This window comes from Aeromonas sp. QDB62, assembly GCF_027705695.1.
Taxonomy (GTDB): domain Bacteria; phylum Pseudomonadota; class Gammaproteobacteria; order Enterobacterales; family Aeromonadaceae; genus Aeromonas; species Aeromonas allosaccharophila.
In genome coordinates, this window is record NZ_JAPDCD010000002.1 from 94229 (window position 1) to 110673 (window position 16445).

16 protein-coding genes are annotated in these 16445 nt (G+C 58.7%); 1 reads left to right on the forward strand and 15 read right to left on the reverse strand.

The window, feature by feature from the left end; genetic code table 11:
* Positions 1–3 precede the first annotated feature (3 nt).
* The 7 genes from OKC27_RS01495 to murJ form a co-directional block, all read right to left on the reverse strand.
* Positions 4–408 (reverse strand): type IV pilin protein, encoded by a 405-nt coding sequence (locus OKC27_RS01495; RefSeq protein ID WP_042059696.1) that lies wholly within the window; start codon positions 406–408, stop codon positions 4–6.
* 110 nt (positions 409–518) lie between these two features.
* The gene (ispH, locus tag OKC27_RS01500; RefSeq protein ID WP_111806111.1) at positions 519–1454 is read right to left on the reverse strand and encodes a 4-hydroxy-3-methylbut-2-enyl diphosphate reductase; all 936 of its coding nucleotides are present in this window, start codon (positions 1452–1454) and stop codon (positions 519–521) included.
* The gene (gene fkpB / locus OKC27_RS01505) at positions 1454–1906 is read right to left on the reverse strand and encodes an FKBP-type peptidyl-prolyl cis-trans isomerase (RefSeq protein ID WP_270805880.1); all 453 of its coding nucleotides are present in this window, start codon (positions 1904–1906) and stop codon (positions 1454–1456) included. The genes ispH and fkpB overlap by 1 nt, the downstream gene beginning before the upstream one ends.
* Entirely contained in the window at positions 1903–2400 is a 498-nt protein-coding gene (gene lspA, locus OKC27_RS01510; protein WP_005340447.1) for a signal peptidase II, read from the reverse strand. The genes fkpB and lspA overlap by 4 nt, the downstream gene beginning before the upstream one ends.
* On the reverse strand, positions 2400–5261 hold the full coding sequence (gene ileS / locus OKC27_RS01515; protein WP_270805881.1) for an isoleucine--tRNA ligase: 2862 nt from the start codon (positions 5259–5261) through the stop codon (positions 2400–2402). The genes lspA and ileS overlap by 1 nt, the downstream gene beginning before the upstream one ends.
* Positions 5261–6235: a bifunctional riboflavin kinase/FAD synthetase gene (gene ribF, locus OKC27_RS01520; RefSeq protein ID WP_163129015.1), complete on the reverse strand. Its 975-nt coding sequence runs from the start codon at positions 6233–6235 to the stop codon at positions 5261–5263. The genes ileS and ribF overlap by 1 nt, the downstream gene beginning before the upstream one ends.
* A gap of 153 nt (positions 6236–6388) precedes the next feature.
* Positions 6389–7951, reverse strand: coding sequence for a murein biosynthesis integral membrane protein MurJ (murJ, locus tag OKC27_RS01525; protein ID WP_270805882.1), 1563 nt, complete (start codon positions 7949–7951; stop codon positions 6389–6391).
* A gap of 191 nt (positions 7952–8142) precedes the next feature.
* Here murJ and rpsT point away from each other — a divergent pair, with 191 nt between their 5' ends.
* Positions 8143–8406, forward strand: a complete 264-nt coding sequence (rpsT, locus tag OKC27_RS01530) for a 30S ribosomal protein S20 (RefSeq protein ID WP_005308808.1) — start codon at positions 8143–8145, stop codon at positions 8404–8406.
* 49 nt (positions 8407–8455) lie between these two features.
* On the opposite strand, the gene OKC27_RS01535 is transcribed toward rpsT, so the two are convergent.
* From OKC27_RS01535 to rppH, 8 genes are all read right to left on the reverse strand, one after another.
* Positions 8456–8758 (reverse strand): ArsR/SmtB family transcription factor, encoded by a 303-nt coding sequence (locus OKC27_RS01535; protein ID WP_182938767.1) that lies wholly within the window; start codon positions 8756–8758, stop codon positions 8456–8458.
* A gap of 51 nt (positions 8759–8809) precedes the next feature.
* On the reverse strand, positions 8810–9742 hold the full coding sequence (gene nhaR / locus OKC27_RS01540) for a transcriptional activator NhaR (RefSeq protein ID WP_005340434.1): 933 nt from the start codon (positions 9740–9742) through the stop codon (positions 8810–8812).
* Entirely contained in the window at positions 9729–10136 is a 408-nt protein-coding gene (locus OKC27_RS01545) for a hypothetical protein (RefSeq protein WP_182938766.1), read from the reverse strand. The genes nhaR and OKC27_RS01545 overlap by 14 nt, the downstream gene beginning before the upstream one ends.
* Positions 10133–11323 carry a Na+/H+ antiporter NhaA gene (gene nhaA, locus OKC27_RS01550; RefSeq protein ID WP_111806101.1) on the reverse strand — a complete coding sequence of 397 codons (1191 nt, stop codon included), beginning with the start codon at positions 11321–11323 and terminating at the stop codon, positions 10133–10135. The genes OKC27_RS01545 and nhaA overlap by 4 nt, the downstream gene beginning before the upstream one ends.
* Positions 11324–11546: 223 nt before the next feature.
* A complete protein-coding gene (gene thyA / locus OKC27_RS01555; protein ID WP_182938765.1) occupies positions 11547–12341 on the reverse strand; it encodes a thymidylate synthase in 795 nt (264 codons plus the stop codon).
* Positions 12341–13165 (reverse strand): prolipoprotein diacylglyceryl transferase, encoded by an 825-nt coding sequence (gene lgt, locus OKC27_RS01560; RefSeq protein ID WP_182938764.1) that lies wholly within the window; start codon positions 13163–13165, stop codon positions 12341–12343. The genes thyA and lgt overlap by 1 nt, the downstream gene beginning before the upstream one ends.
* A gap of 67 nt (positions 13166–13232) precedes the next feature.
* Positions 13233–15512: a phosphoenolpyruvate--protein phosphotransferase gene (ptsP, locus tag OKC27_RS01565; protein ID WP_182938763.1), complete on the reverse strand. Its 2280-nt coding sequence runs from the start codon at positions 15510–15512 to the stop codon at positions 13233–13235.
* Between the two features lie 14 nt (positions 15513–15526).
* On the reverse strand, positions 15527–16054 hold the full coding sequence (gene rppH / locus OKC27_RS01570; RefSeq protein ID WP_033135511.1) for an RNA pyrophosphohydrolase: 528 nt from the start codon (positions 16052–16054) through the stop codon (positions 15527–15529).
* Between the last annotated feature and the right edge of the window lie 391 nt (positions 16055–16445).

Here is a 16445-nt window from a genome sequence, read left to right on the forward strand (position 1 = left end):
AGGCTATTCCCAGCAGCTATTGCTAGCTGTACCAGAAGCACTTTTGATACCCATCTGATTAATGGAAAACACCGTGCAATCGGTATCCTTGGCCTGGGCAGTCGTCGCGCCAGCACTGGCTGACAAGGTGTAGGTGTTGCCTGATACGGCAATGGACAATTGATACAGACCGGTCTCAGATGCACTACTAATACCAAGTGCCGCAGCAGAAGATGCGTACTGATTAAAATCCATAAAATAGGTTTCTTGCCGATTGGCCGCATTCAACAACATGGCCTTGGCTTCGACACGGTGACTGCGCAGCACATATTGCTGATAAGAGGGGTAGGCGATGGTGCCGAGGATCGCCACGATGGCGACGACAATCATCAGCTCAATAAGAGAAAAGCCACGAGAGTATCCAATCATATCCCATCCTTGGTGACTGACTGCTTTATAAGTTTAACGCCGAGCCTGTCACTAGAACAAACCCGGCGTCATTATTAACACACTTTATTCTTAAGCCTTCCTGGCTGCACTCAAATTATTCTAAGTTCGGGAGGAACCTCAAAGACTACGTTCTCTTCACGGCCAGGATGCTCGGCAACCACCTTGCCACCCAGCTCGCGCAGGCGCGTGATGACGGATTGCACCAGTACCTCGGGGGCAGAAGCGCCAGCTGTGACGCCGATCGCCTTCACCCCTTCCAGCCAGCTCGCCTCAATCATCGAGGCATCGTCGATAAGATAGGCGCTGGCGCCCACCTTCTCGGCCAGCTCGCGCAGACGGTTGGAGTTGGAGGAGTTGCGAGACCCCACCACCAGCATGGCATCCACCAGCCCCGCCATCTCCCGCACCGCATCCTGACGGTTCTGGGTGGCATAGCAGATGTCGTCCTTGCGTGGCCCCTGGATCTTGGGGAAGTGCTTGCGCAGGGCATCGATCACGTCAGAAGTTTCATCCACGCTCAGGGTGGTCTGGGTGACGAAGCAGAGGTCATCCGGATTTTTCACCTTGAGTTTGGCGACATCTTCCGGTGTCTCCACCAGATACATGCCGCCTTCGCGATTCTCGTACTGCCCCATGGTCCCGATCACCTCGGGGTGACCGGCGTGGCCGATGAGCACAGCCTCGGAGCCCTTGCGGCTGGCGCGATGAACCTCCATATGCACCTTGGTCACCAGCGGACAGGTGGCATCGAATACCTTGAGGGCACGAGACTTGGCCATCTCGCGCACCGTCTTGGCCACGCCGTGGGCGGAGAAGATGACGATGCTGTCATCCGGCACCTCATCGAGCTCCTCGACGAAGACGGCACCCGCCTCTTTCAGCTTGTTCACCACATAGCGGTTATGCACCACTTCGTGGCGGACATAGATGGGGGCCCCGAACTTCTCCAGCGCGCTCTCGACAATACTGATGGCGCGATCGACACCGGCGCAAAAACCGCGCGGGTTAGCGAGCAGAATATCCATTAGTGCACCTTCTCCTCATCATCAACGCCCAGGATCTCCACCTCGAAGGTGACGGTATGACCGGCCAGCGGATGGTTGAAATCGACCGTGACCGACATCCCGGCTACCGCCCGGATAATGCCCGGCAGTTCGCTGCCGTTGGGCTGATCGAACAGGATGATGGTGCCAACTTTTGGCTCCACATCGGCGCCAAACTTGGCACGGTCGAGATGGTAGATGTTGTCGGGATTGGAGAGGCCAAACGCCTGCTCCGGCGCCAGAGTGAAGCTCTTGCTCTCCCCTTCGCACAGGCCCAGCAGGCACTGCTCGAAGGTCGGGGTCAGGCTGCCATCGCCCATCCGCAGGCGAGCCGGTTTGCCGTGCAGCGTAGTGCTGTCGGCAACTGAACCATCTTCCAGCTTGATGGAGAAGTGGAACAGCACGCTGCTGTTAGCGGTGATCTGCGGGCTCATGCCTGTTCCTTTTTCTCACCACGGAAACCGTCCAACACAATCATGGCGGCCCCGATAAAGATAAAGCTGTCGGCCAGGTTGAATGCCGGCCAGTGCGCACGCTGCCAGTAGAAGTCGAGGAAGTCGACCACATGGCCCAACACCAGTCGATCAAAGACGTTGCCAAGGGCACCACCGATGATGAGTGAATAGGCGATACCGCTCCAACGTTGGGTCACCGACTGCTTGCGCAGCCAGTGGATCAGCAATCCACAGATGGCAAAAGCCAGCACCGCGAAGAACCAGCGCTGCCAGCCACCCTGATCAGCCAGAAAGCTGAATGCGGCGCCCTTGTTGTAGACGTGAACCAGATTGAAGAAGGGGGTGATCTCCACCCCCGGGTAACCAAATGGCAGCAACTTGACCACGGCGAGCTTGCTCGCCTGGTCCAGTACAAAGGCCAGCACTGCCAGCCACAGCCAACGCAGGCCGCTTTTATGTTGAGTCATGTTCATCAGGCAAATTGACGCGTTTCGCCGTCACCCTCAACGTTGGTCACACAGCGACCACAGATCTCTTCGTGACCCGCGATGGTGCCCACGTCTTCCACATGGTGCCAGCAGCGGTCGCACTTGGCGGCAGCAGACTGGGCCACGCTCAGCCACAGGTCATCACGCTCGGTCGCCACAGAGCCTTCCGGCGCAGTGTCAGCCACCACCACCTTGGCCTTGGAGGTGAGCAGCACGAAGCGCAACTCATCGGCCAGGGCGTTCAGGCGCGCAGCCAGCTCCGGCTTGGCGAACAGGGTCAGTTCGGCCTGCAGGGAGCCACCGATGCGCTTCTCGCCACGGGCCACTTCCAACGCCTTGTTCACTTCACCACGCACGGTGAGGATCTCGGCCCAGAAGTCGTCGTTGAGGGTTTCACCCGCTTCCAGACCGAACAGGCCGTCGTACCACTCTTCGGTGAACACGAACTCGCCGCGCTCGCCCGGCAGCAGTGCCCAGATTTCATCAGCGGTGAAGCTCATGATCGGCGCCATCCAGCGCACCATGGCCTCGGCGATGTGATAGAGCGCGGTCTGGCAGGAGCGACGGGCCAGGCTGTCAGCCTTGGCGGTGTACTGACGATCCTTGATGACATCCAGATAGAAGGAGCCCATCTCGATGGAGCAGAACTGCATCAGCTTCTGAGTCACCCCGTGGAAGTTGTACTCATCGAACGCTGCCATGATCTCGGCCTGTACCGCTTTGGCACGACCGACAGCCCAGCGATCCACCACCACCATGTCGGCAGGCGCCACCATGTCGGTCGCCGGATTGAAGCCATTCAGGTTGGCCAGCAGGAAGCGGGCGGTGTTGCGAATACGGCGATAAGCATCGGCAGAGCGCTTGAGGATCTCGTCGGAGACAGTCATCTCGCCGGTGTAGTCAGTGCTCGCTACCCACAGACGCAGGATGTCGGCACCCAGCTTGTTCATTACGTCCTGCGGGCTGACCACGTTACCGATGGACTTGGACATCTTGCGACCCTGACCATCCACGGTGAAGCCGTGAGTCAACACCTGGTTGTACGGGGCCTTGTCTTTCATCGCCACGCCGATCATCAGGGAGGACATGAACCAGCCGCGGTGCTGGTCAGAACCTTCCAGATACATGTCGGCCGGGTTGCCGTTGAACTCGGGACGGGCATCAACCACGGAGGAGTGGGTTGAACCGGAGTCGAACCAGACGTCCAGGGTGTCAGGCACCTTGTCGTACATGTCGGCATCGCTGCCCAGCAGCTCGGCCTTGTCCAGATCCCACCATGCCTGGATGCCGGACTGCTCGACCCGCTTGGCCACTTCGTGCATCAGGCGCACGGATTCCGGGTGGAGCGCCTGGGTCTCTTTGTGAACGAACAGGGAGATAGGCACACCCCAGGTACGCTGACGGGAAATACACCAGTCAGGACGGTTCTCGACCATCGCCTGAATGCGGTTTTTACCCCAGGCTGGTACCCAGCCGCTCTGGCCGTGCTGTTTGATACCGTCCTTCTCGATACGCTCGATCTCTTCCAGCGCGCGCTGGCGCAGACCCTTCTGTTCCATGCTGATGAACCACTGCGGGGTGGCACGGAAGATGATAGGGGTCTTGTGACGCCAGCAGTGCGGGTAGGAGTGGTTGAACACCTTGTGATGCAGCAGGGCGCCGCGCTCGGTCAGCACCTCGACCACGGAGGCGTTGGCCTTGAACACGTGCTGGCCGGCAAACAGTTCGGTATCCGGCAGATACACGCCGTTGCTGCCAACCGGGTTGGCCACTTCCAGACCGTACTTCTGACCGACTACAAAGTCTTCCTGACCGTGGCCAGGGGCGGTGTGGACGGCACCGGTACCGGCATCCAGGGTGACGTGGTCACCCAGTACCACCGGCACGTCGAAGCTGTAGAAGGGGTGGTTGAAGCGCAACAGCTCGAGTGCCGCGCCCTTGGCGTAGCCCAGATTGTGGAACTGCTCGATACCGGCACGATCCATCACATCCTTGACCAGTTCGGCGGCCATGATCAGGCGCTCGGGGTGCTCACCTTCCACCTGCACCAGCGCATAGTCGAGGTCGGCGTGCATGGCGATGCCACGGTTGGCTGGCAGGGTCCACGGGGTAGTGGTCCAGATCACCGCAGAGATCGGGCCCTTGCCGGTGTGGCCTTCGGCGCAATCAAACTTGGCGGCAACGGTCGCCTCGTCAACGGCTTTGAAACGCACATCGATGGAGGGGGAGTTCTTGTCGTAGTACTCCACTTCGGCTTCAGCCAGCGCGGAGCCACAATCGGTACACCAGTGCACCGGCTTGGAACCTTTGTGCAGGTGGCCGTTTTCAACGATCTTGGCCATGGAGCGGATGATGTTGGCTTCGGTGCCAAAATCCATGGTCAGATAGGGGTGTTCCCAGTCGCCCAGCACACCCAGACGGATGAAGTCGGTCTTCTGCGCTTCGATCTGGGTCTTGGCGTATTTGCGGCACTCGGCGCGGAATTCGGCAGCGGAAACCTTCTCGCCCGGCTTGCCAACCATGCCTTCCACTTTCAGCTCGATAGGCAGACCGTGGCAATCCCAACCCGGCACATAGGGGGAATCGAAACCGGAGAGGCCCTTGGACTTGATGATGATGTCTTTGAGGATCTTGTTGACCGAGTGACCGATGTGAATGTTGCCGTTCGCATAGGGGGGGCCATCATGCAGAATGAAAGAAGGCTTGCCCGCTTTGGCGCGGCGAATAGCGCCGTAGAGATCCTGATCGTACCAACGTTTCAGCATGTTGGGTTCGCGCTTGGCCAGATCGCCACGCATCGGAAACTCGGTTTCCGGAAGATTCAGGGTGTGTTTATAGTCGCTCATCAGTCCTGGGTTCCCTTCTTTTCTAAAAGAGTGCTGGGTAAATTGAATTGTGGCAGCCCGAACCAGGCTCGGGCCGCCAGGGCATCTCGTTCGATCTGCTCTTTCAAGGCAATGAAAGAGGCAAACTTCTGCTCTTCGCGCAGCTTGTGGCGAAGCAGCACCTTGACCTGCTGACCATATAGATCACCAGAAAAATCAAATAGATGTACTTCCAATCTGGCTTGTGTACCGCTCAAGGTCGGCCGTACACCCACATTGGCTACACCGGGGAAGGTCTTGCCGGAACATATCACTTCCACCGCAAACACGCCACCGACCGGGATCACCTGGCGCTTGAGGGCCAGATTGGCGGTGGGAAAACCTATGGTGCGCCCCAGCTTGTCGCCGTGGGCCACCCGGCCGCTGATGGTGTAGGGGCGGCCAAGCATCAGCTCCACTTCCGCCATCCGGCCCGCCTTGAGGGCTTCACGCACCAGGGTGCTGCTGACCCTCTGCCGTTCGAGCTGGAAGCTCTGGGTACTGATCACCTCGAACCCGAAGCGATGGCCCGCCTCTTCCAGCAGGTGGAAGTCCCCTTCCCGCCCCTTGCCGAAGCGAAAATCGTCGCCAACCACCAGATAGCGAACCCCGAGCTTCTCCACCAGCAACTGCTCGATGAAGGTCGCAGCCGCTTGCTCGGCAAAGCGATGGCTGAAGCGCACGCAGAGCATGCGGTCGATCTGCAGCCCCCGCAGTGCTTCATACTTTTCCCGCAACCGGCTCAGCCGGGCAGGCGCCGCCGTACCGGCAAACAGCTCCAGCGGCTGCGGTTCGAACAGCATGACGCAGGCGGGCAATCCCAGCTGGGCCGCTTTCTCCTTGAGACGTGCCAATACCGCATGGTGACCCTGATGAACCCCATCAAAGTTGCCAATGGTCAATACACATCCCCGGTGACGGGGCTTGAGATTGTGAATGCCGCGAATAAGCTCCATCAGTGCCTTGTGCGTTGCTGCCATGGAAATCGGCGGATTATATATCAGGCAGCAGGCAGGGTCAGCCCTCATAGCCTGATTTCAACTATCCGGGCCCAATCCTGCCCCCGCGGCGCCATGAGGCACTATCCCCATGGCGCCGCAGGATCACGGCTACTGCTGCCCCGCTTTAAGATGACGCGGACGAATGCCCAGCAGCAGCAACACCATCGCATAGACCCCGGCCCCCAGCGACAGCAACATGGTCAGCTGCAAACTGGCCTTGCCCATGCTCCATGCGCCCCATTGGGCCAGATCCGGCGACAGGTAGGCGAGCACGCCCCCCATCAGCACGCTGGCGACCAGCAGCTTGAGGCAGAACACCCCGGTATGGCGGGAGGGACGATAGACGCTCTGCTGGTACAACCCCTTGAACAACAAGGCCGCATTCAGGGTGCCCGAGCAGGCGGTCGAGAGCGCCAGCCCCACGTAACCGAGCGGATAGATGAAGAGGAGGTTGCAGACCATATTGGCCGCCATCGACATCATCCCGATCCGCACCGGCGTCTTGGTGTCCTGCCGTGCGTAATAACCGGGAGCCAGCACCTTGATCAGCATCAGGGAGAGCAGACCGGTGGTGGACGCCAGCAGGCTGGCGCTCGACATGCTCACTTCATGCATGCCGAACTCGCCGCGCATAAACAGCACCCGCAGAATCGGCTCGCGCATCACCGCAATGCCTATCATGGCGGGCAGGCCGAGCAGCATCACCATCCGCACCCCCCAATCCATGGTGCGGGAGAAGTCGGCCGGATCGGCATCCACATGCTTTTTCGCCAGCGCAGGCAGGATCACGGTACTGATGGCCACCGCAAACAGGCCGAGGGGGAACTCCAGCAGACGATCCGAGTAGTAGAGGTAGCTGATGGCACCGGTCGCCAGGAAGGAGGCGAGCATGGTGTTGACCAGCAAGTTGATCTGGCTGACCGATACCCCGAACAGGGCCGGGATCATCAGGGTGCGGATCTTCACCACTCCCGGGTGATGCCATCCCCACTTGGGCCACACCAGCATGTTGATTTGGCGCAAAAAGGGGTACTGGAACAAAAACTGCACCAAACCGCCCAAAAAGACACCAATCGCCAGCGAGATCTCCGGTTTGTCCATCAGTGGCGCAATCCACCAGGCCGCAGCAATCATGGTGATGTTGAGAAACACCGGCGTAAACGACGAGACTGCAAAGCGGCCAAAGGTGTTGAGGATGGCCCCCGCCATGGCGGTAAAGGTGATAAACCAGAGGTAGGGGAAGGTGATCTTGAGCATCAGACTGGCGAGCTCGAACTTCTCGGCCGCAGGGCCGCCGTGCAACCAGTCCCAGAACCAGCCCCAGCCAAACAGCGCGGTCAGCACTCCCGACCCCAGCACCCCGAGCAGGGTAACTACCGTCACTATGCCCCCCAGCGTACCCGCCACCGCGGCCAGCAATTCACGCACTTCCCCCTCGTCGCCATTTTTCTTGTACTCCGTCATTACGGGGACAAAGGCCTGGTTGAAGGCACCTTCGGCGAACAGACGACGCAGAAAGTTGGGAATGCGATTGGCAAAGAAGAAGACGTCTGCGGCCACCCCGGCACCGAGCAGATTGGCGATGACCACATCGCGAACCAAGCCCATTACGCGGGATGCCAGCGTCATTCCGGACACTATCATGCCGGATTTGATCAATTTCTTACTCAAGACGAGGCCTCTGGAACTGTCAGAATGAAAAGAATGCTGCTAGAATCGGCCGACAGTTTAACCGTCTCCCTACTGACACACCACCGGGAGGCGGTGTTTATTTGCACAAATCATTTGACATTATGTGGTTGGAAGGGCATATTTCCGGGCCTTTTCAATACACTCGCTAAGACAGTTTTAGGAGTTTTACCTTGGCTAACATCAAATCTGCTAAGAAGCGCGCTCTTCAGTCAGAAAAACGCCGTCAGCACAACGCCAGCCGTCGTTCCATGACCCGTACCTACCTGAAGAAAGTCATCGCTGCTATCGCCTCTGGCGACAAAGCTGCCGCGACTGCCGCTTTCGCTGTTGCTCAGCCGATCATGGATCGTATGGCGACCAAAGGCCTGATCCACAAGAACAAAGCTGCTCGTCACAAGAGCCGCCTGTCTGCCCAGATCAAAGCTATGGCTTAATCAGCTTCTGCTGATCAAAGCTAAAAAAACCGGCCTTAGTGCCGGTTTTTTATTTATCTGCGCAGCAATAAAGTCGATGCAGCAAACTGATCATTTCACGCACCTCATGGCTGCGCAGCGAATAGTAGACCGTCTGGGCCTCTTTGCGCGTCGTCACCAGTTCATCCCGCCGCAACAGCGCCAGATGCTGTGACAAGGCCGACTGACTCAATCCCAATCGCTCGTTGAGCTCCCCCACCGACAGCTCCCGCTCCAGCAACTGGCACAGAATAAACAGCCGCCGTTCGTTGGCCAGCGCCTTGAGCAAGGCCACCGCTTTACTCGCATTGGCTTCCATCTCTTCAAGTTGCATCACATCTCTCCTCTGCCACTCATCGCCGATGATACGTGGTGATGGGCCGTTTTAAAACGACAGGGTAGCAGGCTGGATGGCGGAGAAATTCTCTTGGCCGGAAAAGAGAAAGGTAAAATCGCTCTCGCAGACCCGCTTCACCGCCGGATGCTGGATCATCCGCTCGGCGAAGATGACGTAATACTCCTCCATCAGATCCTGGGTCTCCCCGATCAGCATCACCCCCTCCCCCTCGAGGATCTCCTCCCGATAGATGGTGGGGGCCATGAAGATCCCCTGATTGAAGAAGCCAAACGCCTTCATCAGGGCGGCATCATCGAACTCGCCAAGAATGCTGGGAGAAACCCCCTGCTGCTCGAACCACTGGGTCAGCTGACGCCCCATGGCGGTACGGCGACCGGGGATCAGCAGCTTGCGCTCCTCCAGACAGGCGGGAAAGGGCTTTTCGGGCAACGGCGCCTTGCAGAAGAAGCTGACGCCACAGCCGCCCAACCGCTTGGAAAGCAGCCCCGCATGCTGGCTGGAGTCCACCGGACAGTCGGAGAGGATCATGTCGAGCTTGTGCTCGCTCAGCTGCTCCAGCAGCAGTTCGTGGGTCGACTCGAAGCAGCGCAGGTGGATGGAGCCATCATTCGGAATAACAGAAAGCAGCACGCGGCTGGCAAGGCGCTTGGATAGAGCATCGGCGATGCCGACGTCAAACAGGATCTGGCTCTCCTTGCGGTAGTTAACGATATCGAGCATCTCGTAGGAGAGGCTGAACATCTTGTCGGCATAGCGAAACACCAGCTGGCCCAGCTCGGTCGCCTCGAGCGAGCGCCCCTTGCGCTTGAGCAGCTTGCCGCCGAGACGCTGCTCCAGCAGCTTGATCTGACCGGTGACCGTTTGCGGGGTCAAAAAAAGGGCTTCCGCTGCCTGAGTAACGGAGCCCTTCTTCTGAGTCATCCAAAAATAGTAAAGGTGGTTGTAGTTAAGGTGTGACATCCGATGAGGTTCCCGCGGTGCGCGGACTCCGGTAGCAGCTGAGTTCAACCGCCAGAATGTCATACATGTCGCTGACCGAGTCAACCTTGTTCGCGCCAAACTGCTCCATCAGGCTGGCCTTGAGGCGTGCCTTGTCCGGCATCCGGTCAGCGCAATAACGCTTGTTGGAGTGTTTGACCCGCTCGCCAGCCCGGCTGCTCAGCGCCCGCTCGGAGAAGGTCTCGCCAAAGCGCGCCTTGGCCTGCTTGTCCCCCAACAGCAGGGCGCTATCGACCACTCCGTTCAGATAGGCAGAGCAGTTCGCCGAGGCGGCGTCCTGCTTGCAATCCTCCAGCCCGCCGGCCCATGCCGCGGGGCTCAACAACAGCATCAACAACCCTGTATGTAGCTTCATAGTCCCTCCGTACTCTGTTCCCCTTCACCCTTGGGAAGGGCCATGCGCAAGGCCAGATAGCCGACCACCGCCGCCATGGTAGAACCCACCAGGATCCCTAGGCGCGAGTAGCTGCCGTAATCCAGCCCACCGTGCTCGAAGGCGAGCGAGGCGATAAACATCGACATGGTAAACCCGATGCCACAGAGGATGCTGACCGCAAAGATCTGCTTGAAGTTGACCCCGGGCGGCAACTGGGCGATGCCCAGTTTGACCGACAGCCAGCTGATGGTGAACACCCCGAGCGGCTTGCCGATAAACAGCCCCAGCATGATCCCCATCGGCACCGGGCTCAACAGGGAGGAGAGACCAATCCCCTCCAGCGATACCCCGGCGTTGGCAAACGCAAACAGCGGCAGGATCAGATAGGCACTCCAGGGGTGCAACTTGTGCTCCAGATACTTGAGCGGCGAGGCGTAACGCTTGCCGTTAAGCGGAACCATAAAGCCCACCACCACACCCGCCAGGGTCGCATGGACGCCAGACTTGAGTACCGCCACCCAGAGCACCAGACCGACCAGCATGTAGAGGCTGATCCTGTCCTCACCACGGCGATTCATCCAAAGCAGGGTGAGGGTTGCCAGAATACCGATAGCCAGCGCCTCCAGCGACAGCTGCTGGGTATAGAAGAGCGCGATGATGATGATGACGCCGAGGTCATCCATGATGGCCAGTGCCAGCAGGAATACCTTGAGGCTCACCGGCACCCGCTTGCCGAGCAGCGCCATCACCCCGAGGGCAAAGGCGATGTCGGTCGCAGCCGGAATCGCCCAGCCAGCGCGCGCCACGTCGTCCGAATAGTTGAAAAAGGCGTAGATCAAGGCCGGCGCCAGCATGCCGCCCACCGCTGCAATGGCCGGGAAGGTCGCCTGAACCCGGGTCGAAAGCGCCCCTTCCAGCATTTCACGCTTCACTTCCAGACCAACCAGCAGGAAGAAGATCGCCATGAAGCCATCGTTGATCCAGAGCAGCAGCGGCTTGTTGATGTCGAGGGCTGCGATGCGCACCTGCACCGGCGTGTCGAGAAACGCCTGATACCCGCCAGCCAGCGCGGTATTGGCTAAAATCATTGCCAGCATGGCAGCCATGATCAGAATAATTCCGGAGGCGGCCTCCAGCTTCAGGAACTTTTTGATTACGTCACTCATGGTTAAATTTTCCACCGTATTGCTTTGATTTGAGTCTATATCCTGCAACAACCAATGGAAAATCGTTTCTTGCTGCTCAACACAACGAAAAAACCGAAGGCAAAATAAAACATACCTGCTATAAGCAGGTTTTTCCTCGTCTCTGGCTACCGTCTTATTAATCAATAAAATGAATTTTCAATTATTTAGCTGCATAAAAAAGGCGCCCTGAGGCGCCTTGCTATCAGATGGCGACGGGCGCCTTGATCCCGGGATGGGGGTCATAACCCTCGATCTCGAAATCCTCGAACTTGTAGTCGAAGATGGAGTCCGGCTTGCGCTTGATCACCAGGGTCGGCAGCGGGCGCGGCTCACGGGAAAGCTGCAGCGCAGTCTGCTCCATGTGGTTGGAGTAGAGGTGCACATCGCCGCCGGTCCAGACGAAGTCACCCACTTCCAGATCGCACTGCTGGGCCATCATGTGGGTCAGCAGGGCATAGCTGGCGATGTTGAACGGCAGGCCGAGGAAGACATCACAGCTGCGCTGGTAGAGCTGGCAGGAGAGCTTGCCGTCCGCCACATAGAACTGGAAGAAGGCGTGGCAGGGAGCCAGCGCCATCTTGTCCAGCTCGCCCACGTTCCAGGCGGAGACGATGATGCGGCGCGAATCCGGATTGTGCTTGATGTCGTCCACCGCCTTCTGGATCTGATCGATGACAGACCCGTCAACCGCTGGCCAAGAGCGCCACTGGGCGCCATATACCGGCCCCAGATCGCCGTTCTCGTCGGCCCACTCGTCCCAGATGCTGACGCCGTGCTCTTTCAGGTAGGCGGTGTTGGTATCGCCATTAAGGAACCACAGCAGCTCGTGAATGATGGAGCGCAGGTGGCACTTCTTGGTGGTAACCAGCGGAAAGCCTTCCGCCAGATTGAAGCGCATCTGATGGCCGAACAGGGAGACGGTACCGGTGCCGGTACGGTCAGACTTGACGGTACCCTCATCGAGGATCTTCTGCATCAGGTTGAGATAAGCTCGCATTATTTCGCCTCCTTGATGGCATTACCGAACAACTGCGGACGCTTGTAGGCAACCCAAATCATCAGGGCACCGGCGATAATCATCGGGGTGGAGAGGATCTGGCCCATGCTGATCTCCTGGAAGTAGAGACCAAGCTGGCTGTCCGGCTGGCGCACAAACTCCACCAGGAAGCGGAACAGGCCGTAGAACAGCAGGAACATGCCGGAGATGGCGCCGCGCGGCGGGTTCTTGCGCCAGAACAGGTTGAGGATGATGAACAGCACCACCCCTTCCAGTGCGAACTGGTAGAGCTGGGAAGGGTGACGCGGCTCGGGGCCCGCTTCCGGGAAGATGATGGCCCAAGGCACATCGGTGATCCGCCCCCACAACTCGCCGTTGAGGAAGTTGCCGATCCGGCCAACGCCGAGACCAAACGGAATGAGCGGCGCCACAAAGTCGGCCACGGTGAAGAAGTGGCGCTTGGTCTTGTGGGCAAACCAGATCATTGCGGTGATAACCCCGATCAGACCACCGTGGAACGACATGCCGCCGGTCCAGATCTTGAACAAATAGGTGGGATCCGCGAGGAAGAGATCGAAGTTGTAGAACAGCACGTAACCGATACGGCCACCGAGGATCACCCCGAGGAAACCGTAGAACAGCAGATCCGACACCTCGTTGCGAGTCCAGCCGCTGTTCGGCGTATCGGCGCGACGGCCGGCAAGCCACATGGCAAAAGCGAAACCAAACAGGTACATGAGACCATACCAGCGTACCGATAGTGGTCCCAAACTGAATGCTACGGGATCAATCTGCGAGAAAACCCAATATCCATCGTGCTGCATAAGCGGCCCCAGTCAAAATAAAAGCCGCATTTTCCGATCATTCGTCAGCAGGGACAAGGCATGATTATCAATCACTCTGTTTCGATTTATGACCGGCTCGCAGCAAACCGCCCAAACCATGCTCCTCCAGATAGCGGGCAAACAGGCCGCGCAGCACGTGGGGATTGTCATGCTTGAGGCCATCGGCCATCAGTTCGGTCAACTCGCTCAGGGTGGATTGACGCAGCACGTACTTGATCCGGGCGATGTTGTGGGTGTTCATACTGAAGCGGCGATAGCCCATGGCCAGCAGCAGCAGTACACCGACCGGATCACCGGCCAGCTCGCCACAGACCGACACCGGCTTCTGGTAGCGATGGGAGGCATCAACCAGCTGTTGCAAAGCGCGGATCACCGCAGGATGGAAGGCATCGTAGATGTTGGCAACCCGGGAGTTGTTGCGATCCACCGCCAGCAGGTACTGGGTCAGGTCATTGCTGCCCACCGACCAGAAGTCGATGAGCGGCGCCATCTCCGGCAAGATAAAGAGGGCTGAGGGCACCTCGATCATCACCCCGAGGCTGGGGTAGCGGATCACCGCATCGCGGCTCGCCGCCTCTTCCGATACTTCCCGCCACGCTTGATCCAGCAGACGGCGGGAGGCCTTGATTTCGCTGACGCTGCTGATCATCGGCAGCATGATGGCCAGATTGTCCAGCCCTTCACTGGCCCGCAGCATCGCTTTGAGCTGCACCAGAAACAGTTCGGGGTGATCCAGGGTGATCCGGATCCCCCGCCAGCCAAGGAAGGGGTTTTCCTCGACGATGGGGAAATAGGGTAACGGCTTGTCGCCGCCCACATCCAGCGTCCGCATGCAGACCGGCCGGTTGCGGTAGGTCTCCAGAATGCCGCGATAGCGGGCAGTCTGCTCCCACTCGGAGGGGAAGCTCTCCTGCAGCATAAAGGGGATCTCGGTGCGATAGAGCCCGACCCCGTCCGCCAGCTGATTGAGGGAGATCTCGGTGTCGGCACTGAGACCGGCGTTGAGCAACAGGGAGACCTTGGTACCATCGGCCGTCTCGGATGGCAGGTTGTCGACACTGCGCACCAGGGTATCGAGTGCCCGCTCTTCATTGAGCAACTGACGATACTCGGTCAGGATCACCTGATTGGGTTCGATGAAGAGATCGCCGCTGTAGCCATCGACCACCAGCATGCGACCGCCGATGTCGCCTAGGGGCAGATCGACCCCCATGATGGCGGCGACCCCCATGGCACGGGCCAGAATGGCCGCGTGGGAGTTGGTGCCCCCCTTGAGCGAGACCACCCCGGTCAGATACTCGCGGGGCACTTCTGCAAGGATGGTGGCGGTCACCTCGTCGGCAACCAGCACCACCGGCTCGCCGATGGAGATATGTTCCGGTTCATTCTGCACCAGTCGGCTGATCAGCCGCTGGGCAATATCCTTCACGTCGGTGGAGCGCTCCTGCAGGTAGGGATCCTTCATGCCCTTGAACTGCTCGATCAAGCGATCGCTGATGAGCTTGACCGCCGAGACCGCAGTCCAGTGCTCCTTGCTCACCTTGTTGCGAATGGGCTTGATGTAGCCGGGATCGTTCAGCAGATGGAGGTAGATATCGAAGATCGCCACCGAATCCTGGCTGTAGCTCTCGCGAAAACGCAGTGCCAGACTCTCCAGATCGTGGCGCACCTCCTCCACAGCCAGCTCCAGCCGCTCCAGCTGGCTGACATGGTCTTCATCCTTGCGCGGGGTGATGGACGAGAGCGCCTTGCGCGGCCGCCACACCCAGGCCTTGGCCATGGCGATACCGCTGGCCCCGGCAATACCGCGCAGCGGCTTGCTCCAGTCGGTCTTCTGCAACCACCCCTTGGCCTGCGCCTGGGCGATCCGCGCCGCCAGCTGGGCCGCCAGGGTGACCATAAAGGACTCCTCCCCCTCATCGAAGCGGCGGCTCTCCTTCTGCTGCACCACCAGAATGCCGACCACCTGACGCTGGTGCATGATGGGGGCGCCCAGGAAGGAGCGGAACGCCTCTTCGGCGACATCGGGCAGGAATTTGAAACTGGGGTGCGCGGGGGCATCAGCCAGGTTGATCAGCTCTTCCCGCTGACCCACCAGACCGACGATGCCCTGCTCGTAGGGCAGGGTCACCTTGCCAACCGCGGACGGGGCTAAGCCGTCGGTAGCCGCCAGGCGATAGCGGCGCACCTCGGGTTCCGAGACATAGACGGAGCAGCAGTCCACTGCCATGGCGTGCCGGGTCTGGCTCACCAATGCCTGCAAGGCCTGCTCGAGGGTATTGGCCTCGGCCATGCTCTCGACGATACGTCTCAGTTCCGTTAACAACTAATCTGTGCTCCTTAACGGGCGCGGTTGCGCCGCCCATCCTTCTTGTTGACCTGCACTGCCGGCACCGGCATCGCCAGCGGGGCAAACTCTTTCATGACCCTGCGGTAAACCTCCCGCTTGAACGAGACGACCTGACGCACCGGGTACCAGAAGCTGACCCAACGCCAGTCGTCAAATTCGGGATGGCCATGACAGCCGAACTGGATCCGCGATTCCCTGCCCGGACCAAGTTGTAACAGGAACCATTTTTGCTTTTGGCCAATACAGACCGGTGAACTGTCCCAGCGGACAAGACGTTTGGGTAAACGGTACTTTAGCCAGTTACGACTGGTGGCCATGATGGTCACATCTTCGGGCTTGAGGCCAATCTCCTCATACAGCTCTCGATACATGGCCTGCTCTGGCGTTTCACCATCATCAACCCCCCCCTGCGGAAACTGCCAGGAGTGCTGCCCATAGCGTTTAGCCCACAACACTTGTCCTTCACGGTTACAGATCACGATACCGACATTGGGACGAAATCCGTCGCCATCAATCACGTGATCACCTTATAAAGGCTGAATCTATAAGGAGATTGTTCCACATTCACTCCGTGGCAGCAAACAAGGAGTGAATCCCCTGTTTCATGAATAACTTTCAATTTCAAACATACTTATAAACAAATCCAAGGATCCGCGCCCCCAAGTTGCCCACCCAGGCTGTGCATAAAGCTGTTAGCAAACGGGTATATACAGTACTTTTTAACTGTACGCAAAAAGCGACCTTTCGCGCAATCTCGCAGATAAAAAGACAAAAAAACATTATCATACAAATAGTTAAATCAAAACAACTGGATCTAGATCCATGTCAATCAAAGAGCCAGATCCATGATCCGGATTGTGAACAAGTTCAACTGCTCAAAGATCCACCGCGGCGAAATTATCCACAGGA

Coding starts and splice junctions, on each gene's coding strand:
- OKC27_RS01495 (WP_042059696.1), bottom strand. CDS start 408: ATGATTGGATACTCTCGTGGCTTTTCTCTTATTGAGCTGATGATTGTC.
- ispH (WP_111806111.1), bottom strand. CDS start 1,454: ATGGATATTCTGCTCGCTAACCCGCGCGGTTTTTGCGCCGGTGTCGAT.
- fkpB (WP_270805880.1), bottom strand. CDS start 1,906: ATGAGCCCGCAGATCACCGCTAACAGCAGCGTGCTGTTCCACTTCTCC.
- lspA (WP_005340447.1), bottom strand. CDS start 2,400: ATGAACATGACTCAACATAAAAGCGGCCTGCGTTGGCTGTGGCTGGCA.
- ileS (WP_270805881.1), bottom strand. CDS start 5,261: ATGAGCGACTATAAACACACCCTGAATCTTCCGGAAACCGAGTTTCCG.
- ribF (WP_163129015.1), bottom strand. CDS start 6,235: ATGGAGCTTATTCGCGGCATTCACAATCTCAAGCCCCGTCACCGGGGA.
- OKC27_RS01535 (WP_182938767.1), bottom strand. CDS start 8,758: ATGCAACTTGAAGAGATGGAAGCCAATGCGAGTAAAGCGGTGGCCTTG.
- nhaR (WP_005340434.1), bottom strand. CDS start 9,742: ATGTCACACCTTAACTACAACCACCTTTACTATTTTTGGATGACTCAG.
- OKC27_RS01545 (WP_182938766.1), bottom strand. CDS start 10,136: ATGAAGCTACATACAGGGTTGTTGATGCTGTTGTTGAGCCCCGCGGCA.
- nhaA (WP_111806101.1), bottom strand. CDS start 11,323: ATGAGTGACGTAATCAAAAAGTTCCTGAAGCTGGAGGCCGCCTCCGGA.
- thyA (WP_182938765.1), bottom strand. CDS start 12,341: ATGCGAGCTTATCTCAACCTGATGCAGAAGATCCTCGATGAGGGTACC.
- lgt (WP_182938764.1), bottom strand. CDS start 13,165: ATGCAGCACGATGGATATTGGGTTTTCTCGCAGATTGATCCCGTAGCA.